20 protein-coding genes, 1 tRNA gene and 1 pseudogene are annotated in these 25,210 nt (G+C 66.1%); 11 read left to right on the top strand and 11 right to left on the bottom strand.

The genetic code is table 11. The features are described 5' to 3' along the window. The coding region (locus ADL15_RS21970) for an FG-GAP-like repeat-containing protein (RefSeq protein ID WP_198170942.1) at positions 1 to 3,861 on the bottom strand (3,861 nt) is incomplete at its 3' end. 363 nt (positions 3,862 to 4,224) lie between these two features. On the opposite strand from ADL15_RS21970, the gene ADL15_RS21965 reads away from it, so the two are divergent. Both ADL15_RS21965 and ADL15_RS53135 read left to right on the top strand, forming a co-directional pair. Beyond that, complete coding sequence (locus tag ADL15_RS21965) at positions 4,225 to 10,896, top strand: RHS repeat domain-containing protein (protein ID WP_198170940.1); 6,672 nt, start codon at positions 4,225 to 4,227, stop codon at positions 10,894 to 10,896. Positions 10,897 to 10,898: 2 nt separating this feature from the next. Continuing rightward, complete coding sequence (locus ADL15_RS53135; RefSeq protein ID WP_157441518.1) at positions 10,899 to 11,444, top strand: hypothetical protein; 546 nt, start codon at positions 10,899 to 10,901, stop codon at positions 11,442 to 11,444. A 278-nt stretch (positions 11,445 to 11,722) separates the two neighbouring features. Here ADL15_RS53135 and ADL15_RS21960 read toward each other — a convergent pair whose 3' ends face one another. The 3 genes from ADL15_RS21960 to ADL15_RS21950 all read right to left on the bottom strand — a co-directional run bounded on the left by ADL15_RS21960 (position 11,723) and on the right by ADL15_RS21950 (position 12,700). Further along, a complete protein-coding gene (locus ADL15_RS21960; RefSeq protein WP_067694233.1) occupies positions 11,723 to 11,962 on the bottom strand; it encodes a sensor histidine kinase in 240 nt (79 codons plus the stop codon). Between the two features lie 51 nt (positions 11,963 to 12,013). Beyond that, positions 12,014 to 12,241 carry a hypothetical protein gene (locus ADL15_RS21955; RefSeq protein ID WP_067694231.1) on the bottom strand — a complete coding sequence of 76 codons (228 nt, stop codon included), beginning with the start codon at positions 12,239 to 12,241 and terminating at the stop codon, positions 12,014 to 12,016. 81 nt (positions 12,242 to 12,322) lie between these two features. Beyond that, on the bottom strand, positions 12,323 to 12,700 hold the full coding sequence (locus ADL15_RS21950; RefSeq protein WP_067694228.1) for a hypothetical protein: 378 nt from the start codon (positions 12,698 to 12,700) through the stop codon (positions 12,323 to 12,325). A 54-nt stretch (positions 12,701 to 12,754) separates the two neighbouring features. Here ADL15_RS21950 and ADL15_RS55505 point away from each other — a divergent pair. The 4 genes and pseudogenes from ADL15_RS55505 to ADL15_RS21930 all read left to right on the top strand — a co-directional run. Next, a pseudogene (locus ADL15_RS55505) lies at positions 12,755 to 13,540 on the top strand (IS30 family transposase); the annotation flags it as partial. Positions 13,541 to 14,027: 487 nt separating this feature from the next. After that, on the top strand, positions 14,028 to 14,372 hold the full coding sequence (locus tag ADL15_RS21940; RefSeq protein ID WP_067694222.1) for a hypothetical protein: 345 nt from the start codon (positions 14,028 to 14,030) through the stop codon (positions 14,370 to 14,372). Next, positions 14,369 to 15,982: an alpha/beta hydrolase gene (locus ADL15_RS55500; RefSeq protein ID WP_067694219.1), complete on the top strand. Its 1,614-nt coding sequence runs from the start codon at positions 14,369 to 14,371 to the stop codon at positions 15,980 to 15,982. The genes ADL15_RS21940 and ADL15_RS55500 overlap by 4 nt, the downstream gene beginning before the upstream one ends. After that, positions 15,979 to 16,455, top strand: coding sequence for a hypothetical protein (locus ADL15_RS21930; protein ID WP_083971557.1), 477 nt, complete (start codon positions 15,979 to 15,981; stop codon positions 16,453 to 16,455). Before ADL15_RS55500 ends, ADL15_RS21930 begins: the two co-directional genes overlap by 4 nt. Before the next feature lie 126 nt (positions 16,456 to 16,581). Here ADL15_RS21930 and ADL15_RS21925 read toward each other — a convergent pair whose 3' ends face one another. After that, positions 16,582 to 16,779: a hypothetical protein gene (locus tag ADL15_RS21925; protein WP_067694213.1), complete on the bottom strand. Its 198-nt coding sequence runs from the start codon at positions 16,777 to 16,779 to the stop codon at positions 16,582 to 16,584. A gap of 11 nt (positions 16,780 to 16,790) precedes the next feature. Next, positions 16,791 to 17,000 carry a hypothetical protein gene (locus ADL15_RS51590; RefSeq protein ID WP_083971556.1) on the bottom strand — a complete coding sequence of 70 codons (210 nt, stop codon included), beginning with the start codon at positions 16,998 to 17,000 and terminating at the stop codon, positions 16,791 to 16,793. A gap of 89 nt (positions 17,001 to 17,089) precedes the next feature. Between ADL15_RS51590 and ADL15_RS51585 the strand changes: the two genes are divergently transcribed. Together ADL15_RS51585 and ADL15_RS21920 are read left to right on the top strand one after the other, a co-directional pair. Then, complete coding sequence (locus ADL15_RS51585; RefSeq protein ID WP_232344275.1) at positions 17,090 to 17,368, top strand: hypothetical protein; 279 nt, start codon at positions 17,090 to 17,092, stop codon at positions 17,366 to 17,368. A gap of 369 nt (positions 17,369 to 17,737) precedes the next feature. Next, a tRNA-Arg gene (locus tag ADL15_RS21920) sits at positions 17,738 to 17,813 on the top strand. A 40-nt stretch (positions 17,814 to 17,853) separates the two neighbouring features. On the opposite strand, the gene ADL15_RS21915 is transcribed toward ADL15_RS21920, so the two are convergent. Next, on the bottom strand, positions 17,854 to 18,549 hold the full coding sequence (locus ADL15_RS21915) for a GNAT family protein (RefSeq protein ID WP_067694209.1): 696 nt from the start codon (positions 18,547 to 18,549) through the stop codon (positions 17,854 to 17,856). Continuing rightward, positions 18,546 to 18,815, bottom strand: coding sequence for a type II toxin-antitoxin system TacA family antitoxin (locus tag ADL15_RS21910; protein WP_067694205.1), 270 nt, complete (start codon positions 18,813 to 18,815; stop codon positions 18,546 to 18,548). The genes ADL15_RS21915 and ADL15_RS21910 overlap by 4 nt, the downstream gene beginning before the upstream one ends. A 137-nt stretch (positions 18,816 to 18,952) precedes the next feature. Here ADL15_RS21910 and ADL15_RS21905 point away from each other — a divergent pair, with 137 nt between their 5' ends. Both ADL15_RS21905 and ADL15_RS21900 read left to right on the top strand, forming a co-directional pair. Then, complete coding sequence (locus ADL15_RS21905; protein ID WP_083971552.1) at positions 18,953 to 20,254, top strand: cellulose-binding domain-containing protein; 1,302 nt, start codon at positions 18,953 to 18,955, stop codon at positions 20,252 to 20,254. A gap of 116 nt (positions 20,255 to 20,370) precedes the next feature. Then, on the top strand, positions 20,371 to 21,351 hold the full coding sequence (locus ADL15_RS21900) for an alpha/beta hydrolase (RefSeq protein ID WP_067694200.1): 981 nt from the start codon (positions 20,371 to 20,373) through the stop codon (positions 21,349 to 21,351). Positions 21,352 to 21,586: 235 nt separating this feature from the next. Here ADL15_RS21900 and ADL15_RS55495 read toward each other — a convergent pair whose 3' ends face one another. From ADL15_RS55495 to ADL15_RS21885, 3 genes are read right to left on the bottom strand one after another with little or no spacing between them, the layout of a single operon-like run. Beyond that, entirely contained in the window at positions 21,587 to 22,240 is a 654-nt protein-coding gene (locus ADL15_RS55495) for a MarR family winged helix-turn-helix transcriptional regulator (protein WP_232344274.1), read from the bottom strand. 14 nt (positions 22,241 to 22,254) lie between these two features. Next, complete coding sequence (locus tag ADL15_RS21890; protein WP_067694197.1) at positions 22,255 to 22,722, bottom strand: cytidine/deoxycytidylate deaminase family protein; 468 nt, start codon at positions 22,720 to 22,722, stop codon at positions 22,255 to 22,257. Next, positions 22,719 to 23,375, bottom strand: a complete 657-nt coding sequence (locus tag ADL15_RS21885) for a GTP cyclohydrolase II (protein ID WP_067694194.1) — start codon at positions 23,373 to 23,375, stop codon at positions 22,719 to 22,721. Before ADL15_RS21885 ends, ADL15_RS21890 begins: the two co-directional genes overlap by 4 nt. A 189-nt stretch (positions 23,376 to 23,564) precedes the next feature. Here ADL15_RS21885 and ADL15_RS21880 point away from each other — a divergent pair, with 189 nt between their 5' ends. Continuing rightward, positions 23,565 to 25,187: a serine/threonine protein kinase gene (locus tag ADL15_RS21880; protein WP_067694257.1), complete on the top strand. Its 1,623-nt coding sequence runs from the start codon at positions 23,565 to 23,567 to the stop codon at positions 25,185 to 25,187. Positions 25,188 to 25,210 lie beyond the last annotated feature (23 nt).

Below are 25,210 nucleotides of genomic sequence, written 5' to 3'. Positions count from 1 at the left end.
GTCGGGTTTGCCGTCGCCGTTGAAGTCGCCTGGGGAGAAGATCTCGCTCATGTTGTCCCAGGAGGTCGCGATCGTGGTGTAGGTGCTGGCGATGCCGCCAGCACCGTTGCCGGCGTAGAGCCGTAGCGTGCCATCGCTGTAGCGGCCCACGACGTCCGTCTTGTGGTCATCGTTGAAGTCGAGGAAATAGGCGGTCAGGGCAACGTCGATGACCACCTTGCCGAAGGTCATGACCTGTGCGATCTGGCCCTGGTAGTAGCCGCTGTAACCCGAGTCGCCGGAACTGACCCGGACGCGACCGATCTGGAAGGTTCCTGTGGAGTCCGGAATTGCGGTGTGTGCGCGAACCGCAACCAGCTTGTCGTTCACGTAGAGGGAGATGAGGCTCATGGACTTGTTGAAGATCGCCGTGAGGTGGTACCAGGCACCCGGACTTGCGGCGCCGGATGGCGACTTCGCCTCGTCCCACACGACGGAGGCCGCGGGTGCGTCGCTGCGTGCCATGGCGAACGACCAGCTGCCGTCGCTGGCGGTGTAGATCTTGAACAGTGCACCGTTGGTGCCGGACTCGGAGATGACGGTCTGCCCCAGTGTCGCCGGGTTCGCCCAGACCGAGATGGAGAAGTCGCTGTCGGTTTTGATCGCGTGGCCCGCGGTGATGGCGCCGGTCTTGCCGTTGAAGGCGACGTCGGGGTCGAACAGGTCTCCGGTGTTCCCGTTGGCGCCGGTGAGTCCGGTGCCGTCGAGGGTGCCGACGATGTCTTCGGTCGTGGTGACGACGGCGCCTTCCTGCCCGACGTCGTTGAGGGGCCAGTAGTGGCTGGCGGTGGTGAGGGTTTGCGGGGTTTGCGCGGTGATGGTGTTGCTGCTGGCGGTCAGCCATGCGGTGACAGCACCGGTGGGGGTGGTGCTCCACAAGTCGGTGCTGCCGTCGTGGTTGATGTCGGCGGCGCGTAAGGTCGCTTGGACGCCCTTGTTGAAGGTGCTGGTGGTGCCGTTGGCGAGTGTGGTGTCGTCGTAGGTGAGCTGGCTACTAGCACCATCTGTGGTGAAGTCGAGTCCGGACCAGCGGTGCAGGGCTCCGGTAGCGCGGTTCCACAAGAACAGGTCCGTGCTGCCGTCAACGCGTTGAGCGGACGCGATGTCCCAGGCGGCCCAGTTCGAGGTGTCGTCTGGCGCCGCGTTCGGCAGCAGGGCCACCGGCACCTGGAACACCCCTGGGGCGCCGATACTGTGGTAATAGGCCAGTTGGTAGCCGATTTCAGAGGTTCCGCTGATGCCGATCAGGTCCGGGAAACCGTTGTCGGGCTCAGCCCCGTGGTAGGAGGCTCCGGCGTTGGCGAGTATGCGGGGGATGCCGCCGTTGTCGTCGAGCAGGGCAGTGCTGTTGATGGTGTATTGACTGCTGTTGACATTGGCGTTGATCGGGGATCCGTCGCCGTTGCCGGCGAGGATGCCGCCGCTACCGGGGACGTCGGGGTCGGCGGGGTAGTAGTAGAGGATGTCTTGCAGTCCATTGCCGGAGAATGCGCCGGTGATGATTTGCGCACCGTTGAAGGCGGATGCTTTAGTGCTGGTGGAGCCGTTGCCGTAGATGCCGAGGTTCGCGGCGAGGGTCTTGACGCTGCTGGTTGCGGTGCCGGTGCCGGAAGCGAGCCAGACACCCGAGGGGATGTCGCCGACGCCGCCGGCGGTGACCAGGTCGGGGGTGCCGTCACCGGTGAGATCGCCGTCGACCGCGACAGCCGCGGGCCCGGAGGTGAAGGTCTCGCTGGCGGTTCCGCCGAAGTTGTTTCCTGGGGACACGCTAGTAACGGTCACGTTGTTGACGTACCGGGTCGGTTTGGCCTTGAAGGTGGCGTTGCCGAGGGGGTCGGCGGCGACGGTGCCGACCAGGCCACCGTTGATCTGGTACTGATACTCGGTGGGCGCCACCTGACCGGTCGGCAGCGTCTGACCTGGGGCGAGGTAGTTGACCTTGAAGGTCGCCTCGGTGCCGATCTTGCTGGCGCCGTCGGCGGGCGGTGTCACGTAGGGCGCGTGCTGCCGACTCGGGTCGAAGGTGTAGTGACAGGTTCCCGAGTCTTTACTGGTCAGGCTGTTCTGGGCGACGGTGGCTTTCCAGGAGAAAGCGGTGGGCGTGCCGGAGCCGGGCGTGGTGGTCACGCCGGCGATTTGTTCCATCCATAACCGCGGAACGATAAAGGATGTGGTCGTCGACGGGTTCGCCTGTCCGGTAAGCGTTCCGGTCTTGACGACTGTTTTGTCGCTGTCTTTCCAGACGGTAAAGGTGGCGGTGAGGCTTCCGCCGGTCGTATCGGGATCGGAGAATTTCGCGTACAGCTTGATGTCGCCGTCACCGATGGTGTCGCCGGAGCACGCAGTGATCGGTGAGGTGTGCAGGCCAGTCGGCTGGTCGGGGGTGTGGTCGAAGGTGACTTCGATCGTGGGGTTGCTAGAGTTCCAGCGTTTCCAGCCGGACTGCGAGGCTTCGTTGTCGGCCTTGATGATGAATGTCTGGCTGGTGTTCCCGGCGCTGATCGACGTGTTGATCGCTTTGGAGATGTCGAATCCGACGGCGCCGGGTTTGCAGTCGTCGCTGTAGCCCTTGGCGACGTTGACCTGGTCGTTGAGGGTTCCCAGGGAGTTTTCCCAGTAGTTCCAGGTGGCGTTCGCGGACGTAAGGTCCTTGGTCGGTGGCGCGTACACATCCACCGGGGTGGCGTTGCAGCTGTAGGACCAGGTCTCGGTCACGTTGAGTGCCGCTTTGTAGATCTTTGCGCTTTTGAGCAGTGAGGCGTTGAATGGGAAGCTGAGCAGGGTGCGCCGCACGTCGCTGCTGTCGGGGTCGTTGCCCGATTGCAGGTCGACGGTATTGCTGGGTGAGTTCTTCCAGTAATTGCGGTCGGGGTTGGCGCTGCCGACGACGGCGTAACCCGATTTCGAAGCGCCCCATCCGATGGCCGGGTCGATGTAGACCGGCCATTTGGCGTTCGGGTCCGACAGGAGTGCTGCGGCCGGTGTCAGGCTGATCTTATTTTTGGTGACGGTTACCTTCAGCGGCTTGACTTTGGCGCCGATGCCTGGCTCGCGGAAGCTGGAGGCCACCGGCGATCCGGTCTCGGCGTTGACTCGCGCGCCGCGCACCGGGTCGATGACCGTGGCCTCGGTCTTGGCTGGTGGGGTGGAGTCCCACATGGTCGGTGTGGGTGCGGTGACGATCACGTTCTTGTGCGCGTCGGTGCCGATGAGGTTTCCGGCGGCGTCGGCCTTGAGGGTGATTCCGCGGGTTTTGGTGGCCAGGGCGATGTTCTTCAAGGCCGGGTTCGCGGCCGCTTTCGCGTCGGCGACGACCAAGGTCTGGGACAGGCCGCCTTGGGTGTTGGCGGTGACGGTCAGATCGACGCCGGGCAGCACGTTGCGGTAGGTGGCTGTCGGTCCGCTCAGCGTCGGGGTGGGCAGGGCGAACGGCAGGGTCAGCTGCAGCTCGTGGGTGCCGTCGGCCAGGGTGGCGAACGGGCCGCTGCCGCCGGCGGACAGGTGTAGGTCTCCGACCGCTGTCGCGGGTGCGATCCGACCGTCGGCTTCGAGTTTCAGCGTCGGGTCGAGGGACTTCCACTCACCGCCAATGTTCTTGCGGACCGGCATGGTGGCCTGACTCAGGGTGAGAGTGCCGTCGGGGTTCGCGGAGAGCGTGGACGTCGGCGTGGTAGCGGCGCTCACCTCGACAGGCTGTCCGGTGGCCTTGGCCTGCGCAATCGCATCGTCCTCGGCGGCCGGCGTTGCAGTTGCGGGCTGCTCGGTCGGGACCTGGCTGGGTGCGGCCAGCGCTGGTGCACCTGCCGTGAGCAGGAAAGACATTGCCCCTGCGGTGACGACGGCCCACCGCTGCCGTCGTCTGGATTTAGCAAATTCCATAGTGGATTAAACCTTCCGGGTGGAATGTGCCGCTCCAAGATCAGAGCGGTGAACAGCGCATCACGCTCACGCCTTTGGAGAGTGACTGATTCAGCCATCAAGATCAACAATGTCTTCAGAACGTTATCTCCTGGGCCGCGCTTCAAAGATGATCTCTGCAAGAGTGCGAGGCGCATAGGTCGGTGTGAGTGCGGTCCGATGTGGCATCTCGCACCGACACGGGGAAAGCGCCCGCCTGCGGGCGGGCTGGTTTGTGTGAGGGTGCTGATGAGACACCGACCACTGGTGCTGCGACAACGTGCCTGGATGGCACCGACAGCAGTAGCCGCCGTAACGGCCGTACTGGTCTCCACCGCAGGGGTCGTCTTCGGCGCCCCGCCTGCCGGAAGCCTGTCCGAGCCGCCGAAACCGAAGCAGGCACCCGCGGTCCACGGTGTCCAAGACCTGAAACCCCACTTCGCAAAACTCAGCCCGGCGGCGGCGAACTACAAGGCCACCAAAACGACCTGGCCGACGGCGACATCATCGACCATCACCCTTGCCGCGCCTTCCGGCAACGCCAGCCGCGGCACCCGCGCGACCAGCACCGGCTCACCGGTCTGGGCACGCTCGATGGCACCGGCCAAGGGCAAAACCTATGCCGGCCCGCGCTCACTGAAGGTGCAGATCCTCGGGCAAGACGCAGCGGCAGCGGCCGGTATCCCCGGCGTGCTGATGACCGTCTCCGCCGACACAACCGGCACCACGGAGGTCGGTGTCGACTACAGCAACTTCGCCCAGGCGTACGGCGGAAACTACGGTTCCCGGCTGAGCCTGGTCTCCTACCCCGCCTGCGTCCTCACCACACCAAAAGACGCACACTGCCGGGTAGGCACACCGATCGGCTCGACCAACGACGTCGCCAGCAGCACACTCTCGGCAAAGGTGGTGGCCCCTGCAGCCATCCCTGCCGTGAACGCTGCCGCTGCCAGCGCGACGGCTCCGACGGCTGTCGTCCTGGCAGCCACCACGACCAGCTCCAGCACTGATGGTGGTCAGCCGAAGGGCACCTACGCGGCCACCGATCTCAAGCCGTCCGGGTCGTGGAACTCCGGGAGCAGCACGGGTGGTTTCAACTACTCGTATCCGCTGACAGTGCCGTCCGGGCCGTCGTCGCTGGCACCGCAGTTGGCTCTTGGTTACAACTCGGCGGCTAGTGACGGTGCTACTGCGGCTACTCAGTCTCAGGCCTCGTGGGCTGGGGAAGGCTGGGGTATCCCGGATTCCTATGTCGAACAGTCCTTCCAGAACTGTGCCCAGAAGCCTGAGGGGTCGGACGCGCCCACTGCGATCTATGACCAGTGTTACGACGGGCCGATCTTCACGCTGTCGCTCAACGGGTCCACGACGGCGCTGGTATGGGATTCGACGCTGAGGGAGTTCCGTAGCGAGGGCGCCGACGGGTCGGTGATCAAGCATTTCTGTACCAAGCTGACCGATCCCACCTGCGTGACCGGCGCCAGCAACGCTTCGGGAACCTACGCCAACGACTGGTGGCAGGTGATCGACCGCAACGGCAGCACCTACTCGTTCGGCATGAACCGTCTGCCAGGCTGGTCGGATCACGGCACCGCCGCTGACGACCCGATCACCAACTCGGTCGCGTCGCAGCCGGTCTACTCCGCGCACTCCAACGACCCCTGCTACAACTCGGCCGGGTTCTCGTCCTCGGTGTGCACGATGGCCTACCGATGGGGCTTGGACTACACCGTCGACACCCACGGCAACGCCATGTCCTTCTACTACAAGCAGGACACCAACTTCTACGGCAAGTACAAGGGCGCGAGCATGGTCTCGTACGTCCGAGACCAACACCTGGCCGAAGTCGACTACGGCTTCACCAGCAGCAACGCGTACACCACGGTGCCGAACAAAGTCCTGTTCAAGACCGGGGAACGGTGCGTCAGCGGCACCTGCACACTCAACGCCGCCAACAAGGCGAACTACCCCGACGTGCCCTTCGACCAGATCTGCGCCTCCGGGGCCACCTGCGCGATGAACTCACCGTCGTACTTCTCGACCGTGCGACTGTCCAGCGTCGAGATGCAGCAGTACGACACCACCAAACCTGGCTATGTGACCACGGACAGCTACGCGCTGACCCACACGATGCCGGCGCCGGGTGACGGCCAAGCGGCCACACTGTGGCTATCGCAGGTCAGCCGGACCGCCTCCGGATTAGCCGGCGGTGACAGCACCACGACCGCTACCAAGCTGCCGGCGGTGACGTTCCGCGAGGTGCAGCTGGCGAACCGCGCCGACACCCTCCACGACGGGCTCTCCTCGTACTACCGGTACCGGATCGGTGAGATCAAGAGCGAGACCGGCTCCAAAACCGTCATCACGTACGGGTTGCCGAAACCTTGCACCGCCCCGGTGAAGACCGCGCCAGTAGACAACACGTCCTCCTGCTACCCGGTGTCCTGGACCCCGGAGGGCTATGCCGCGCCAATCACCGACTGGTTCAACAAATGGGCAGTCCTGCAGATCACCCAGGACGACCCCACCGGTAACAGCACCACGCTGAGCACCTCCTACGAGTACCAAGGCGGTGCTGCCTGGCACTTCGACGACAACGAACTGGTCAAGCCGAAGTACCGTACCTACGGACAGTTCCGCGGCTACGGCAGCGTCCTCACCTACACCGGTGACGGCGCCAACGACGCCAAGACCAAGTCGGAAACGACCTACTACCGCGGCATGTCCAAGAACAACAACACCACCGTCGTCAACGTCACCGACTCCCAGGGCGGGGTTCACGAAGACGTCGACCAACTCGCCGGGCAGGCCCTCGAGGCTTCCGTCTACCTCGGGGCCAACGTGGACCACTCCACCATCACCTCCTACTGGGTGTCCGGACCTGCAGCCACCCGTACCCGCCCCGGCCTGCCTCCGCTGACCTCCAACTGGGTCGCCCCCGTCGAAACGTTCACCCGGCAAGCGGTCACCACGACCGGCACCACAACCTGGCGCTACACGCAGACGGATACGTCCTTCGACGCGACAACCACCAGCAACACCTTCGGTCTTGCGACCCGCGTGTTCAAACACACCTGGCCGATCGACCCGGCCTACAGCACCTGCACCACTACAACCTTCGCCACTGCCAACAAGACCAGGAACCTGGTCGGCCTCGCCGCGGAAACCGAGGTCGACGCGGTGGCCTGTGGAGGATTCACCGCTGGCGCGAAACCATCGGTTCCGGGCAGCATCAACACGCTGACCGCACCGGCCTCGGTGTCCCGGCCGGCGCAGGTCGTGTCCGTCACCCGCAACTTCTACGACGACAGCACTTTTGGCACTACCTTCCCGCAGACCACAGCACCGTCTACCGGCAACGTGACGATGGTCCGTACCGGCGCCGACTACGCCAACAACGCTTTCACCTGGCAGACCACCTCCCGCGCCCTCTACGACAGCGTCGGCCGTGAAACCGACTCGTATGACGGCAACGACAGCAACACCCATACGACGTACACCACCAATGCTGTCGGTCTCGTGACCAGTGCAGTGGTGAAGAACGCGCTCGGTCAGACGATGACCTCGACGTTCGAGACCCAACGTGGCGCCATGCTCACCGCAACCGACCCGAACAGCGTCGTGACCACCAAGCGCTACGACGCCCTCGGCCGTATCGTCGGACTCTGGCTCTACAGCCGCGCGGTCACCAGCAAAGCCCACTACTTGTACAGCTACACCCTGTCCAACACGGGGCCTACAGCCGTTACCACGCAGAAGCTCAACGAGGGCGCCGGCTATGTCACCTCGACGGCCATTTACGACGGGCTGCTGCGACCGCGGCAGACCCAGACGCTTTCCCCCGGGGGCGGCCGGCTGATCGACGACAACTTCTACGACAGCCGCGGATGGGTCAAAGCCAAGTACACCCAGTGGTGGGACCCGAACAGTGAACCCACCACCACCCCCGCGAACGCCGTCGACCTGAAAATTCAGGTTCCGATGCAGAACCTCTACACCTACAACTCACTCGGCCAACTCGTCGTCGACCAGAGTGAGGACAACGGTGTAGAGGTTTCACGCACCACCACCGTGTACAACGGCGACCGGACCACGGTCATCCCGCCCGCCGGCGGCACCGTCACGACAACCGTCGCCGATCCGATCGGCCGCACCGTCGAACTCGACAACTACCTGACCCGGCCCACGCTCAACAGCCCGAGCAACCCGTTCACCGGCACCTACACCGTCATCGGCGGTACCAGCCAGGTCATCACTTACGGCTACGACAGCCACGGCAATATGTCCACCACCAAGCAGGGCGCCGCAAACAGCAACGGACCCACCTGGACCACCAGCTACAACCTGCTCGGTCAGGCCAGTACGGTGGCCGACCCGGACGCCGGTACTACGACCAACATGACGTACGACGGTGTCGGTAACCTCACTCAGCGCACCGACGGCCGCGGCAAGACCGTGTCCTACAAATACGATGCTCTGTCTCGTAAGACCGGCATGTACTCCTCAACTGTGGCCGGTCAGCAGAGTGGCGTCAACGGCAACCAGCTATCCGCGTGGGTATACGACAATGCCAACGCCGTCGCCAATGTAACCCGAGCCGTCGGCCATCTGACCACCACCACCAGCTACATCAACCACGCCGAATACACCAAGCAAGAACTCGACTTCAACGTCTTCGGCTACTCCACCGGCAACAGCACCAGCATCCCCGACACCGGCGACACGACTGAGAAAGCGCTCGCCGGGACCTACACCGTTAAACACCTGTACGGCACCATCACAGGCCTGCTGCAACGCGACACCTACACCGCGCAAGGCGGCCTACCGGCGGAGACTGTCCAGCACAGTTACCGCGGTCTGCAATACCTGCCGAACGGTCTGTCCGGCGCGACCGCCTACAGCCAGAGCACCGACTACGACGCTCTCGGCCGGATCAGTCAGCAGAAGCTCGGCAACAACACCAGCAACTTCGCTCTCGTCGGCTACACCTACGACCCACACACCTCGGCGCTCAAAGACCAACTGGTCAGCCGCGTCACCGGCGGGGTCGCCACAATCCTTGACGAGCAGGCCTACACCTACGACAAGGCCGGCAACCTCACCACCCAGATCAACACCCGGCAAGCCAACACCGCCACCGCCGAAACCCAATGCTTCGGCTACGACGGACTCAACCAGCTCACCGCAGCCTGGACCGCCAACGACAACTGCACTGCCCAGCCATCTGACACTGATTCGAGCATGGTCACCGACGGCCTCGGCACCACCTCCGCCTACTGGACCACCTGGGCCATCGACAACCTCGGCAACCGCACCAACCAAACCGACCACGCCATCCCAGGCGGACACACCACCGCCACCACCGACTACCAATACGGCACCAGCGGCGCCCAGCCACACACCATGACCGCCGCCAACACCACCGGTGCGACCACCACCACGACCAGCTACAGCTACGACGAAACGGGTAACACCCACACCCGCAACGCCGGCCAAGGCAACCAAACCCTCACCTACAACGACGCCAACCAACTGACCGGCATCACCGGATCAACCGCCGGCGACTCCACCTACGCATACGACGCCGACGGCACCCTGCTCCTCCAAAAAGACCCCGGCACCACCACCCTCTACCTCGGCGAACAACAATTCGCCCTCAACACCACCACCGGCGCCGTCACCGGCACCCGCTACTACGCCCTTCCCGGCGGCGGCCAGGTCATCCGCACCGCAATCACCACCACCGCGTACTCCTATGCTCTCGCCGACCCGCACGGAACGCCCACCCTCTATCTCGACAACACCGCGCAAACCCCCGCGTGGCGCCAATACACTCCATACGGCGCACCCCGCGGGCAAACCCCGACCATCGCCATCCCCGACAACCACGGCTTCCTCAACAAAGCCACCAGCCAAACAACCGGCCTCACCATCGTCGGCGCACGCCAATATGACCCTGCCCTCGGCCGCTTCGTCACCATCGACCCCGTTCTCGACCTCACCGACCCCACCCAACTCGGTGGCTACGCCTACGCTGGCAACAACCCCGTCGTCAGAAGCGACCCCAGCGGCCTCTGCCCCAAAGACCGCTGCGACGGCTACGGCCAGAACCCGCATCCGGCCGAGCCCGACGATGACGATGACAATGACGGCGGAGGCGGAGGCGGAGGCGGAGGCGGAGGCGGAGGCGGAGGCGGAGGCGGCTCGGTCTCGACTGACACTGACAGCACCACCATCTCCGTAACCGTGACGGTTTCGAACGCTAAACAGCAATGTGGCTACTTCTCATTGGTCTGCGAGACCTGGCAAAAAGGCTGGAACCTGGTCGCCAACAACGCAGACACCATTATCCACATCACCAAAGACGGCCTCGAAATCTATGCCGGCGCGCTGATGATGGAAACCGGCGGAATCGCGGCCGTGGGTGGTGTTCTAGGAGCTCCCGAGAGCGGCGGAGCGACTCTCATCATTACAGCGGAAGGCGTCGGCTTAGCTGCCGGCGGCAGCAAATTGGCAGTCACGGGCGGGACTGGGCTCTACAGCGACCTCAAGAAGCTTCAATGGAACACCGAGGGAAAGAGCGCCAGCGGCAGGAAAATTAGTCCTGAACAAGAACTCGGTGATTCGCGAGAAGCAATTGTGGAAAACCTGACTGGCGGGAAAATGACAAGCCCGCCCGGCCAGCCGGGGATGAAGATTGTCCTGGACGGAGTCGGCAGTACTGACGTCGATGTAATCGCTCGGAACGGCGATTACATCGCGGTTGGTGGCAAATCTAAAGCGAGTCCTAAAAATTTTTACACGTCGCTTAATAAGCTGCGAATCTTGCAGAAGGTCGCAAAACAAAAAGGTGTCGGCGCAAAGGCGTATCAAGATGCAGGAACCCCAGAGGCGTGGCTGGAAAAGGCAAGAGCAATTTTGGGTAAGGAAAATGTCATCAGTTTTAATAGCGGAGGTTGACAGTGAGCCTTGGAGAGATCTGGTGGATTTTTGACGACCTCGGAAGGAATTCATTAAAGCTTGCACTGACCGCCCTGACTGAGAATGGCCTTCTGGCTGAAAACTCTCTCGGAGAGCGCTGGTACCTCAACGAAGAAGGGGAGCGTTCTGCCTGGAACGAAAGTCTTATATTCGAGCGATGGAACTCTGGGGAGCCAGTTGCAATGCAGTTCTGGCTTTCGAGTGACACCGACGTCATGGTCGTTGCCGTACGCAATAGTGGTTTAGTCACACTGGACCTTGACGGGCACAGCCTCGCGGAAGCCCGACGCACTTCCCAAATCGCCCTCGGCGCAGCGCTAGCTGTGAATGACACGCGCGGTATGGTTATAGACCACCGGCTTGATGACTACGGAGATGAATTTATTGGTTTGGTATCGACCGGCCGCATGCCAACTAACTTCGAGCCAGCTCTATTTATGTTCCGCAGCCCTGGCCAGCGCTCCTTCAACGTAACTATTGGACAAGAATCCTGGCTCACTGTTAAGGCAGGCGTGCCGGGGCAGTAGTAGATCGACATCCGATAAAGGCGCCCCGGTCGGTCAATATCGATCCGGCCCTGGAGAGGCCACTGCTGTGGTGGTTGGCCTCTCCAGGACAGCTCCCGTCTGCCGCCTGCGGCAGGCTCACGAGCGTCGTGAGCCGGTGGTGAGCCCTTGCAGCCCGCTGCCCGCCCGCACTGCGGCGCCACCGCGGCCATCGTCGGACACCTTGGTGACCAGGCCGGCCCCGACGAGGGCAACCCGGACCGTTACCGCGTCTGCGCCGGAGTGCTTGGCGGCGTTCGTCAAACCCTCGCTGACCACGAAGACGCCGTGGATTCGACCTCGGCTGACAACCGACGGGCCACCGACACGGTCAGCCGCACCGGCAGCGGCGACCGGTCGGCGAGGAAGCCGATCGCGGCCTCGAGACCGTCCTGGGTCAGCACGGCCGGGTGCAGTCCTCTCGCCATCTCGCGCAGTTCCGCGGTGGCCTCGAGCAACTGCCGACGGACGTCGTCGGCCCGGGCCGCGACCTCGGTCACGCCGGGCTGCCGTGGCGAGTCGCACCACCCCGCCGAACTCCATCGGGACGGTCACCAGCCGCTGCTGTGCACCGTCGTGCAGGTTGCGTTCGAGCCGTCGGCGTGCGGCGCCGCCGGCCGCGACCAGGCGCTGGGCTGCCGCCGCAGTTCCAGTACGAGCCCGGCCTGGGCAGCCGGATCGCCGATCGACATGCTGTCACCTGGAGGTTTCGTCACGGTGATCGCGCCGCGGAACCGGCCATCGTGGTGCACCGGCACGGCCGCCAGACCGGCCAGCATACGAGAACCGGGCGGAAGAGCAGTCGTGGTGGGCCAAGACGGACACAGCTCGCAGCGCGTCGGCCGGGCCGGTCCAGAGCATCACCTCACGCGCTCCGACCGCGTCGGCGACGGTTGTGCAGATGCTGTCAAGCAGTCCACCGGCAGGGGCGGTGAAATGTGCCGACAGCCGGGACAGCGCCTCGTAAGGAGTGGCTCGCCGCCGCAGACGACCCGGTCGGCCAGCCGCTGCACGCGCTGGCGCAGCGGCTCGAAGGCGACTGCCACGAGACCGGTGGCCAGCAGCGACAGCAGGGTGCCGTACCCGCCGACGAGACGGCCGACGCCGGTCACGATGACGGCATAGCCTCCGGTCACGAGCGCGGCCATCGCACCGAAGACCAGAGAATTGTTGATCACCGGGTCGATGTCGTAGAGGTGGTACCGCAGGATCGCGCCGCCGGTGGCCACGGCGAGCAACGGCGCCTTGGGTTCAAGGGGGGTTGCAACACCTGCCTGTTCAGGAGTTGTGGCATGCCGTGGATGCCTCCTCGTGAGGTTGAGCGCCGGTTCTGGGCTGCGGTGCGGGCTGGTTTGTTGCCGGAACCGGCGGCGCGGTCGGTCGGGGTGGGCGCGAATACCGGGCAGCGGTGGTTCCGGCAGGCTGGCGGGGTGATCACCAACGGGGCCGGGCCGGTCAGCAGCCGTTTTCTGTCGTTTGCCGAACGTGAGGAGATCGCGGTCGGGTTGGCCGCGAAGGAGTCGATGCGCAAGATCGCGGCCCGGATCGGCCGGGATCCGTCCACGATCAGCCGTGAGATCGCCCGTAACGGCACCGACCGGCGCGGGTATCGGGCCGGACCGGCCGAGACCCGCGCCGCCGAACGGGCCCGCCGCCCGAAACCCGCCAAACTTGCCGCTGACGGTGCGCTGCGTAACGTGGTGCAGGCACGGCTGCTGGCCGGCTGGTCACCCGAACAGATCGCTCTGCGACTGCCCGAGGACCACCCCGACGACCCGGGGATGCGGGTGTCTCACGAAACGATCTACCAGTCGTTGTATGTCCAGGGCCGCGGTGCTCTGCGCCGGGAACTCGCCGCCTGTCTGCGCGCCGGCCGGGCCCTGCGCAAACCCCGGCGCCGCGCCAGTGAACACCGCGGCCGGATCCCGGACATGGTCAACATCAGTGAACGACCCGCGGAAGCCGACGACCGGGCCGTGCCCGGGCACTGGGAAGGCGACCTGATCATCAGTCGTGACAACAAGAGCGCAATCGGGACCCTCGTCGAACGCAGCACCCGAACAGCGATTGTTCCTCATTGGAGGATTGCCTCGGGCGGCGGGACGGTGGCTGCTTGCTGTCCACAGACAAACCCGCACCGTCACAGCAGCTCAGAACAGATCTTCTGCTGGAGTACTAATCTCGCATCAGCGGGTCAGATCATGCGAAGAACGAGGGGACGTGCGACGCCTTCGAACCGCCACGGAAGGCGGTTCCGGCTGGGCGCTGGTGTCCTCGGCTGGCCGTCCGGCCGCGGGATGGGGCGGCGCCGGATTTCGTACCCACCTCGACGATCAGCCGGCGGGTGGTTGTCAGCGGCTTGTGTATTGCTGCGGCAGGGGTTCACAACGTGGCGCGCACCAGCGGACTGAAAGCCCGCCTGCATAACGAATCTGTGGCGGGGTCCGATCTTGATGTGTCGCAAGCAGTTGATGTTGACCTGGACGTGGCCTGTGATCAGGGCGAACCGAAATTGCGAATTGAACGTAGTCTCTGGGTAGGCAGCTGACTACAGGGGGCTTCGACATGCAGCCGGACGTGGATATCGACGTCGAGGGTCTGAGCCGGACGGGCACTCAGGTGGCGGATTCGTCAGGGTCGGTCCTGGACGCGGTCATCAAGGAGAACGGCCGGTTGACGATCGCAGGCGTCGCCGCGCAGTGGGCCGCGGCTCCGGTGCTGGGGAAACGGGCCGACAGTTGGTCGGCCTACCTGCAGGACCTGTCGCAGCGGATCCGCCTGTGTGGCTCCGGGATGATCGGCGCCGCAGTCGACTACGCGACCACCGACCAGGAGTCCGCCGACTCGATCACCGCGACCTTCCCGACGCCGCGACCCGCGCACGGCCCGCATCAGGGATACGCCGAATGAGTGAGATCACCCTCGCGCTGCTCGCAGGCACGAACGCGGCCGGCTTCACCGAGGCCTCGGACGCGTGGGCCCGGATGGCCGCCGGACTCGACGCCGGCCTGGACAGGTTCGCCGCCGCCTCGCAGTACCTGCCGGCCGTCTGGCCGACCGGTGAAGCCGCCCAGGACCGGGTCGCCGCGCTGCGGGCGGAACTGAGCAACGCCCACGCGCCCTGCAAGAACGTCAGCCGGGCGCTGCGGACCCACGCCGACACGATCCTCAGTCTGCAGTCGATGCTCGCCGACATTCAGGGCGAGTGCGCGGCCGAAGGAATCACCGTCGACCTCACTACCGCCACCGTCTCGGCGCACGACATCACGGACACCGCGCAGGCCGCTCGAGTGGCCGGTCTCGTGCAGAGCTACACCCGCCAGCTCGCCGAGCTGCTCACCCGGGCGAGAAGCCTGGACCTGGAGACCGTGGTGGCGCTCGCCGAGCTCCCACCGACGGCCGGGACGGCAAGGACGGGTCCGGGCATCACCAAGGACGATGTGGCCCGCATGCGCGGCAAGTCGTCGCAGGAAGTCCGCGCCTGGTGGGGCAGCCTCACCCGCGACCAGCAGGACCAGGCGATCCGTGACTTCCCGCGCGAGGTGGGCTGGCTGGACGGGGTTCCGGCCGGCGACCGGGACAAGGCCAACCGGATCGGGCTGGCCCAGCACAAGCAGTACCTCAAGGACCGGTATGAGAACCCGGACATGTGGGCCGAGCAGGACGAGACCCTGAACGAGTTGGACCGGGTCGAGACGATCGAGCAGGGCTTGGACAAGCTGGGCGCTCGCGGATTCCTGCTCGGCTTCGACACCGCGGCGTACGCCGGTGACGGCAAACTGGTCGTCGCCATGGGCGATCCGGACACGGCACGCAACACCGGCGTCTGGGTGCCGGGTCTCGGCACGACCTTGGGCAACACCGACGGCAACATCGACCGGATCCTGGCGATGAACCGCCGCGCTGACGCGCTGACTCCGCAAGCCGGAGACGTCTCCACCGTGTACTGGCTCGGCTACGACACCCCGGACTTCACCAACACGTCCGTGCTGCAGAACGGCCGCTCACTGGACGCCCGTGATCCGTACCTGAACTTCATGCAGGGGCTGCGGGCCACTCACGACAGCGACGTCGGACACTTGGTGGCGATGGGACATTCGTACGGCACGACCGTGCTCGGCGAAGCAGCCGCGACACACCAGCTCCCGGTCGACGACATCGTCGTGGCCGGCAGCCCCGGCATGCACGTCCCGCAGGCGAGCGACCTGATGGCAGATCCGCGCCACGTCTGGGCCGGAGCCTCACCCGGCGATCCTGTCCCCCGTGCCGGTGCGTTGCTGGACCCGTTCAATGCCGCCGTCCCGCCTACCATCACCGCGGAAAGGCTGTTCGACGCCGCACATGGCCTGGCACCTACGGAGCAGGGGTTCGGCGCGAACGTCTGGCAGGCCGATACCAAAGGACACACCCACTACTGGGACGAGGACAGTGAGAGCCTGATGAACCAATCCCGTGTCCTCGCCGGTGCGTACGACCAGGTGACACTCAACGGCGGGACTGCCCCGGAGAACTGGCGATGACCCCTCGACGAACGACCAGGACCATGGCCGCGTTGCTCGCCGCCACCGCATTGACCCTGACCGCCTGCTCGGGAGACGACGACATGCAAGCCAAACCTGAGACTGACGTGAACGCGGTCGTGCAGCAGCACGCGGATGCAGTCGCCGTGATCGCCGGCCAGGCACTACAGAATCCGAGTCTGACCCCGCACGGATGCACCGGCCCGAACGGGCAGATCAGCGACACGATCTACACCGTTCAAGGCGTCTACAACCTGCCCGCCCCCACCGGCGAGAAGCACCTGGACGTGATCGCCCGGATCCGCGCGGACTGGAAGACAAAGGGCTACACGATCACCGACGACCGCACCGTCGCCGCAGACCGCGGCGTCGCAGCGGCCAAGACCCCGGACGGCTACAAGCTCGACGTCGAGACGGCCACCCCGGACGGATTCGCCGTCTTCGTCGACTCACCCTGCTACGAACGACCATGAGAAGGCAGAGAAGCGTCGTAACCCGCTGAGAATTCTCGGCGGCGTTGAGGCCAGTGAAACAGGTGGCCACCATGTCGATTCTTTGACGATTGTCTGAATCTCAAAACTTGTTGACTGGATGCCCTGTCAGCTCCAACGAGCTGTGCCGTCCTCGTTGTCGTACCAGTCATTGAGGAACTGCGGGTCCGCCCTGCCGTCCTGAAGCGCACCGATGAAATCGTCCCCGACGAGGGATGCCACGTACCAGAGGGCGTTCGCGAGCTTTGCGTAGCTCTCTGGTGTGATGCCGGCATCCAGCTCGATTGTGATCCTCCGGTGGGTCATCCCCTTACCCCCTACGGACTATCTTCCTCGTCAAGTTCCGGTCGGTTCTCGGAGATCCACGACTCGACGTCCTCAGCAAGCCAGACCTTGCCCATCGCCAGCTCGGCCTGTGGGTCGGGGAATCCCTTACGTCCGACAATCACGTAGGTCCGTTGTTTGGACAGCCGTAGACGCTTACCGATCTCGGCGGCACCCATAAGGCCAATGTCCGGACGAGGCATGGGTCGGACGCTAGGCCCTCTTGTAGTTGACTACTGGTAAACCGGCAAAGGGGTTTACTTGAGTACCTAGCTATCGCTAGCCTAGCTGCATGACACCTAGCAACTGGAAGCTGACGCGGGACGCTGATGGCGAGCCTCAGGCGGAGGAGTGGGGCGGTGAGGGGCCCAGATTCGGTACCAATCTGATGGGAGCGGCGGAGATACAAGCGAGGCTGGAACTAACCAAGGGCGAGTTCAACGGGCTCGGTGCGGACGAATCCTTCCCAGAACCCTTGTCTACCCTCCACTCAGGCCGCGTCTGGCTGACGGAAGACATCGAGGCGTGGATCGCAACTCATCGTCCCGACCAGGCGTCGATCCCTCATTGAGCGTCGTTGGCGGCGCCTTCGGTGGTCGCGGCGCGGGGACGGCCTTGCTCGTCCTTCAGGTCGTCCCCGCGCCGCTGGAGCAGCCGGCGTGGGGGAGAGGCGTGTCCGGGCCCAACCGCATCGCCTCAAGTTTGACTCGGGCCCCGTTCAGGGGCTCGGGCCTGCTCGATGTGTGCTCGGGGATGCGTGGTCATCAGCGGGTAGCGGTGGTCAGCGTCGGGCACGGGTGGTCACGGAGACGCCGGCGGCGATCCGTGTGCTCCAGATGTGCTCCCCGGGTCGGAACGTCCCGGCCGAGACACTGCTGGTCAGCGGCGGGTGTTATCGGGTGCTGGTGGTCACTGCTGGTCAGGTACGATCAGCACTCGCGCCCTCGTAGCTCAGGGGATAGAGCAACGGTTTCCTAAACCGCAGGTCGCAGGTTCGATTCCTGCCGGGGGCACCACGACTTAGCAGTACCGGCCGGTCGGTCGGTGGCCCTTTCGTCAGCTTTTGCGGAACGGGTCGCGGCCGATTGCTGCGGTGATTGCGGCTCGCAGCGTTGCCTCGCTGGTCTCGGGTTCGTTCATGGACTCCATGACGGTCGCCACCGTTCGGAGTTCCGTCGGGGACAGCGCCACCGGGGCGGTTGTCCCTTCGTGCGTGTCGAGGACGAGGGATAGCATCCGGGGACCGGGGCCCTCGACGCCTAGGGCTGCCCGTGCCGTCGCCATGGTCATGACCAGGCGTCGAGGGTTGTTCTTGATCGGCGTGAAATCGTGGCGGAGGTAGAATTTCGCGGCGTTGTCATCCAGCGCATCCACCACGATCAAGCGACCGCCGCCGATCGCTGCGGCCCGCACCATCCTGTCGACGGCGTCAAAGAGCAGCTCTGCGCCGAGCCCTCGCCCGTGCAGGCTCTGATCGATGGCGAGCCGAGCGAGAAGGTATGCAGGAATGATCGAATAGCCGCCGGTCTGTGACCGGGTCAGCCCATCGCGGACAACCTGCGTCGGCGCGATCGAATAGTAGGCCCGGGCGGTGTCGGAACCACTGGCGGTCCAGACGTAGGTCCGTGCGGTGCCCGCTTCTTGTGCTCGCCGGCTCTGCTGGGTGAGCCACGCATTCAGCGGCTCCTTGCCGCAGTCGAACCCCGCGAGGTCGTGTTGCGGCTGCAACTCGCGGGAGACCCAGGCGGTCATGCGCGCGTGAATCGCCGCTCACGGCGGGCAAGCCTGCTCAGCGCTGGAGCATCAGCCGGTTCGTCCAGCGACGCGAGCATGTCGTCGAACTGCGCCGTGGGCATCGCGGTGTGATCGCTGCGGGCCAGCACGCGATCGGCCGCCATAGTGGCCGAGTCCAGGACGAACGCCGAGACGGATTTGCGCTCGATCTCCGCCGCCTGAGCAATCTTTGAAGCACTGCCGGAGTCTGTCCGCATCTCGATGCGTTCGGTTTTCGTCGCCATGTGCCACCTCCGCAACCATCGTACGGCGGTTGTACGGCAGTTCCCACCGCCGCAGTAAATCTGGACCGTGCGCAACCTTTTGGGGCTCGGCGACCACTGACCTACCGCATGAATCCCCGACATGCGGAGGCTTTGACATGTCCATCGGTGAACATCGCCGGCCCTCGACGACGCGGCGTGCGCTCTGGATCGGTGCGTGTGTGCTCACTGCGGTCTCGACCGTTGCTGTGCTGAAGCCGGCGCTCGCGGCGACCGGGTGCAGCGTCGATTATCAGGTGACGAGTGAGTGGTCGGGAGGGTTCCAGGGTTCGGTCACGCTGACCAACCTGGGTGACCCGATCACCGAGTGGAACCTCGGGTTCAGCTTCCCGGACGCCACCCAGAAGATCACTCAGGGGTGGAACGCCACCTGGAGCCAGTCCGGGACCGCGGTCGTCGCGAAGAGCATGAGCTGGAACGGTTCGATCGCCGCCAACTCCAAGATCAACATCGGATTCACCGGTACGTTCGCTGCCGCCAACCCCAAGCCGACGGCGTTCACCCTCAACGACAGCAAGTGCACCGGAGCGGTCACCACCCCGTCGGCCAGCACCTCCACCAGCGTGACGGCATCCCCCACACCGTCAAAAACCGCGCCGGCGAGCCCGACCCCGACCGCGAGCCCGACCCCGACCGCCACCGCCGACCCCTGGAACCCGCCGTCCACGCTGGTCAAGCCGCTCGCCGCGGTCTGGGCACACGAGGAGTCGACGTACAGCGACCTCTACGGCTTCAAGAACTACGGCTGGGACCAGCTCGTCGCGAACGCCGGCACGATCAACTATTGCGTGCGGTGGGACTCGACCGCGCACGTGACGGCGGCGCAGCGGGACGCGGTGCAGGTCGCGCTGCAGAAGCAGTACCAGAAGTGGATGGACGCGATGCTCGACGACGGCCAGGGGTGGGACGACTGGCCGTACAAAAATGTTGCGGTCAAGGTGGTGGGCTGGGCCGTTCGTGATCGTGCTCAGCTGGAGTGGACCGACGACGCGGTGGACGTCTACGTCAACGACATCAACGAGGACGCGCCGCAGTGCGGAGAACCGTGCGGACGTTTCTTCCACCAGGACGGCAACTACTCGGGCTGCACCGGCGGCAAGGCGCACCACTACGACAACTCGCTCTGGCTGACCGCGGGCTTCGAGGGCGGCGCCGGCGGCGACTGGGGTCAGCGGATCGGCGCCGAGTACTTCATGAGCAACCTGACCACCGAGAACATCCACATTTTGTTGCACGAGATGGGCCACACGTACGGCCTCGACGACTTCTACGACTGGGATCCGCTGAACGGCACGGCCGGGTTCATCATGATGGCCGGCAGCGCCACCCAGATCACCGACTTCGACAAGTGGATGCTGCGCGACTTCTGGCGGCACCTGAAGAGCCGGTACGGCCTCTGATCCGGCCCCCCGGTCCGCTACTTCATTCGTACGGTGAAATGGGGTAACCGGGCCGGGGGATTCCGTGCGGTGACCGCATCGCGGATGGTGGAGGGACATCCGCCGGGGGAGCCCGCATGATCAGTCGCCCGCTTTCCCGACTCCTCGCCGTGGCCGCGGTCCTGGCCGGCACGCTGACCGCGGTCGTCGCCGCCGGGCCGCCGACCTCCGCGGCCGGGCGCCCGATCCGGGTCTTCCGCGATCTCGCCTACGCCGCCGCACAGCCGGCCGGCAGCCGTGGCCACCTGCTCGACCTGTATCTCCCGGCCGAGCGGAGCACCGCCCCTCGACCGCTTCTGATCGTGATGGGTGGCAGTGGCTGGTTCGGTGACGACGGCAAGGGCTACGCGCCGGCGCTGGTACCGCACTTCACCGCGGCCGGTTTTGTGGTCGCCGGGGTCTCCACCCGCTCCAGCTACCAGGCGAAGTTCCCGGCCCAGCTGGACGACGTGCGGGCCGCGATCCGCTGGCTGCGGGCCAACGCCGCGCAGTACGAGATCGACCCGGGCCGGATGGCGGCGCTGGGTGATTCGTCCGGTGGCTGGACCGCGCTGATGGCCGGGTTCACCGGCACCGGCGTGCGCGCCGTCGTCGACCTGTACGCCCCGCTCGACTTCACCCGGATGGACACGCACATGCTGGCCGGCGCGTGCGACGCGTTCAACCGCGCCTTCCACCTGACCGCCTGCCACGCCGACCCGGGTTCACCGGAGTCCGCGCTGCTCGGCTGTCCGATTCTGACCTGCCCGGACCGGGCCGCCGAGGCCGATCCGATCCGGCGGGTGACGTCGTCCGCGCCGCCGGTTCTGATCATTCACGGCACCGAGGACGGGCTGGTGCCGCTCGATCAGAGCGAACGGCTCTTCGACGCCCTGGCCGCGGCGTCGGTCCCGGCGACGCTCTACATCGTCCCGACCGTGGGCCACAACCGGAACATCGTCTCCCCGGACCATCCCCGCGCCACGGTCCGGCACACCGGCCCCCGATTGATTCCGGACACCGAACACCCGACATACACCACGATCGAGGCGTTCGTCCGAGCCGCGCTGACCCACTGATCAATTCCGGGGTACGGGTGGAGCACGCGATGCGCGCGTCCCGGAGCGACCGCAGCGCGCCTCGCTGCCCCGGCTGGTGGTGACGGCTGCCTCGCGGCGCCGGAGACCGCCGTGAGCGCCAGCCCGGCCGAGCGGCCCGCGGCCCCGGCTGGCTCCCAGGGGTGCCTCCCGCGCCTCGAGACACCCCTGAGACCCAGCCGGGGTCGGGACGCGCGGCGCGGTCCGGGGGCCGGGGTCAGGGGGTGACGGCGGGGAGGATCTTGCTGGTGATCGCTCGGAGCTGGTCCACCTCGGTCGTCGACAGGCGGTCGAAGATCAGCTGACGGACCTCGGCGACGTGGCCCGGTGCGGCGGCCGCCAGGATCTGCAGGCCCTGCTCGGTGAGGGAGGCGATCTGGCCGCGCTTGTCGAACGAGCAGGCCTTGCGGCAGATCCAGCCGCGTTGTTCCAGGCTGGCGACCGCGTGCGAGAGGCGGCTGGTGGTGGTGCCGACGACGCGCGACAGGTCGGTCATCCGCATCGAGCGGCCCGGTGCGTCGCTGAGCGTGGCGAGAATCTGGTAGTAGGCGTGCGGGATGCCGGCCTCGTCGCGGAGCTGCCGATCGAGGGCGGTCGGCAGCAGCATGAGCAGCTGGGTGAGGTTCAGCCAGGCGGCCATCTCCGCATTGCTGAGCCAGCGCGGCTCGGCGCCGCGTTCCGAAGCGGCCCGGTCTGAAGGGGCGCGTTCCGAAGCGGCCCGGTCTGAAGGGGCCCGGTCCGAAGCGGCCCGGTCTGAAGCGGCGCGGTCCGAGGCGGCGCGGTCCGAAGTGGCCCGGTCAAAGGCATCCAGCCCGGCGGCGGCGCGGTCTGAGGTGGCCAGGTGGAAGGCGGGCAGCTCCGTTTCGGTCACGAGGGCATCCTGGGTCATGTCGTTTGCATCCCCATGACGTGGGCGTTGATGTTGCGCACCGCGTCGCCCAGGTCCGGGATCTCGAGCACCTCGATGCCCTGCCCGACGAGGGTCTCGACACCGGTGCAGTCGGCGAAGTGCAGCGGCTCGCGCAGCGCCAGCACCACCCGGCGGATGCCGGAGGCCAGGATCAGCTCGGTGCACGACGTGGGCCGGGACTTGCGGGTGGTGCACGGCTCCAGCGACGTGTAGAGCGTCGCGCCGGTCAGGTCGAAGCCGCGGCCGGCCAGCTTGGCCAGAGCTTCCTCTTCGGCGTGGAAGTGCGGGTCGGTCTCGCCGGTGTACCCGGTGGCCATCGGGTTGCCGGCCGGCCCGACCACCACCGCGCCGACGGCGTAGTGGCTCGGCGACGGCGGGGAGAGCCGGGACAGGTCGATGGCGGACCGGGTCCAGAATCGGTCGGCCTCAGTGAAGAGCGTCATGCGGCACCGGTCAGGTCGATGGTGTGCGCGGTGTGGTCGCGCTTGGTGGCAAGGTACCGGGCGTTTGCCGTGGAGAGGTGCACGCCCGTCCGAATCTGTTCGGTCACGTCGACGCCGAGGTGATTGAGTTGCCCGGCCTTGTCCGGGTTGTTGCTGAGCAGCCGGATCCGGTCGACGTCGAGGGCCTGCAGCATCTGCGCGGCGGCGGTGTAGTCCCGCTCGTCCTCGGCGTGCCCGAGCGCGAGGTTCGCCTGGTACGTGTCCAGCCCGGTGTCCTGCAACGCGTACGCGTCGAGCTTCGCGTACAGGCCGATGCCGCGGCCCTCCTGGCGCAGGTAGAGCAGGATCCCGCCGGCTTCGGTGATGCGCTCGGCGGCCTCCCGCAGCTGCGGGCCGCAGTCGCAGCGCTGGCTGCCGAAGACGTCACCGGTCAGGCACTCGCTGTGTGGTCGTACCAATGGATTGTCGGAATTCTTCCAGTCGCCGAGACCGAGCGCGAGGTGCTCGCGGCCGTCAGCCAGGCCGATGAACGTGAAGACCTCGGCGGAGGTCTGGTAGCCGTCCGGGAATTCCAGCGGCACCGTGACCCGGGTCCGAATCCGAGCCGCCGCAGGCCTCACCCGTGCCGCTGCCTGACCGATCGTCATCGTCATCGGGAACCCCCATGGTTGTTGAAGTTTCACTAACACTATTCGTCAGTCGCTCTTGAAACTTCAACAAGTCGAGCAGTGGGCTACATCACGACCTGATCACTCAACTCGCGCTTCCGGCCGTAATAGATCGGCATGGGTAAACTCCGCAGGTCGCGGCGACCGGTGCCGGCGGAGGGGGAACGGGTCGACATGAGCATGCCGCTACGTCCGGGCGATCAGGCCCGGCTCGGCCGGTACGAACTGATCGGGCGCCTCGGTGAGGGCGGCATGGGCACCGTCTTCCTGGGCCGTGGCCCGGACGGCCGGCTCGTGGCGATCAAGATGGTCCGCACCGAGCTCGTGCACGACGCCGAGTTCCGTGGCCGGTTCCGGAGCGAGGTCAACCGGGCCAAGCAGGTGCCGTCGTTCTCGACCGCCGAGGTCCTCGACGCCGACCCGGATCACGAGCCGCCCTACCTGGTCGTCGAGTACGTCGACGGCCCCAGCCTGGCCGCCGAGATCAAGGACAACGGGCCGCTGTCCGACACCGCGCTGCACAGCGTCGCGGTCGGCATCGCCACCGCGCTGACCGCGATCCACGGCGCCGGGGTGATCCACCGTGACCTCAAGCCGGGCAACGTGCTGTTCGCCCGCGGCGGCATCAAGGTGATCGACTTCGGCATCGCCCGCGCGTTCGAGGCGACCAGCCAGCACACCCGTACCGATCAGATGGTCGGGACGGTGGCGTACATGGCGCCGGAGCGCTTCGACCCGGCGGACGGGCGGCCGGTGACCGCGGCCGCGGACATCTTCGCCTGGGGCGCGGTGGTGGCGTACGCGGCGACCGGGCGTACGCCGTTCGCCGCCGAATCCGCACCCGCCACCGCGATGCGCATCCTCACCCAGCCGCCGGACCTGTCCGGCCTGCCGGAGTCGGTGCGGTATGCGGTGGAGCGGTCGCTGGCCAAGGACCCGGTCGAGCGCCCCGGCGCCCGGGAGTTGCTCGACCTGCTGCTGGCCGGCGGAAAGGCACAGCCGCTGACCGTCACCACACGGCCGCTGAGCGGCACGGCGCCGCCGGTGAGCACCGCCGCGCGGCCGGCGAGCGGCACCGTCTACCCGTCCGGCGGAATCGTGCCGCCGGCCGACGTGCTGCCGGCGTCGGCACCGCGCCGGCGTTCCGGGAAGCTCGTGCTCGCGGCGCTCGCCGTGGCGCTGCTGGCCGCCACCGGGGTGGTCGCGGCCCGGTATCTGCCGCGCGGCTCCTCGGCCTCCGCCGATCCCAGCCTCGCCCCGAGCGCGGCAGCGCACTCGGCGGCGCCGTCGGCGGCAGCGACCCTGACCGCTGCCGAACGGCTGGCGGCGATCAAGGGTGGCCGCCATCGCACCCTCATCCACCTGGCCGAGGACGACCGGGACCTCGCGCTGGACACGCACTACACCGAGGTGACGGCGGGCGACGGCACGGGCGCCAAGTCCGAGTTCGCCCTCATCCCGCTCGGTGTCGACTACATGATCCGCACACTGCGTGACCCGAGCGATCCGCGCGAGTACTGCCTGGGCGTCAAGATCCTCAAGGACGGCGACGCGCGGCTGGTCGGGGCGGACTGCGAGAACTCCGAGGCGACCGTCTTCTCGCTGCTGCGCACCGAGGGCAACAAGACCGACGACAAGAATCGGCCCACGTTCTGGATCTACAACGAGACCTATGGGTACGTCCAGTGGGACTCGGCGGGCAAGTACCTGTACGTGCAGGAGGTCGGCGACGCCCCGCCGGTGTCCACCTACAGCTTCGTCGACCGCGGCCCGCTGCCGTCCCCGTCGCCGAGCTGACCGGTTCTGCCAGCATGAAGGGG

Source organism: Actinoplanes awajinensis subsp. mycoplanecinus (assembly GCF_001509495.1).
In the GTDB taxonomy this organism is placed as follows: Bacteria; Actinomycetota; Actinomycetes; order Mycobacteriales; family Micromonosporaceae; genus Actinoplanes; species Actinoplanes palleronii.
The sequence above is the reverse complement of the archived record's forward strand: the minus strand, read 5'-3'. Positions and strand labels throughout refer to the sequence as shown.